1 pseudogene is annotated in these 311 nt (G+C 63.0%); it reads right to left on the bottom strand.

Going from position 1 to position 311, the window contains the following annotated elements:
- Positions 1 to 111, bottom strand: a pseudogene (locus tag SB679_RS23605) (transposase); the annotation flags it as partial.
- Positions 112 to 311: the final 200 nt, after the last annotated feature.

Genomic DNA, 311 nt, shown 5'->3' with positions numbered 1-311 from the left:
CAGGGTCCTGTCGCCGCCGCGGTTGAGCCTGGGACGGACGGCATTTCCAGATGAAGCGGGAATTGGGTCGACCCCAACCAGGGAGGCGAAAGCCGCCTCGGAACGTATTTGGATCTAAAACCCATCTCGTCTGCCATCGCCTCGAGCGGGGGCTCCCGAACCGCTAGTTCGGGGGCCCCGCGTTGTTAGATCTCGACGTCGAGGATGGCGATGTCGGTGTTTCTCCGGAACTCGAGGATGAACATGGCCACCTCCATGTGGGTGGGGTCGGCCGAGAACACTTCCAGTGCGGCGCGGTCTTCGAGTTCGGC

This window comes from Chryseobacterium sp. SIMBA_029 (genome assembly GCF_046535275.1).
Lineage (GTDB): Bacteria > Bacteroidota > Bacteroidia > Flavobacteriales > Weeksellaceae > Chryseobacterium.
This window is presented reverse-complemented; position numbering and strand designations above follow the sequence as displayed.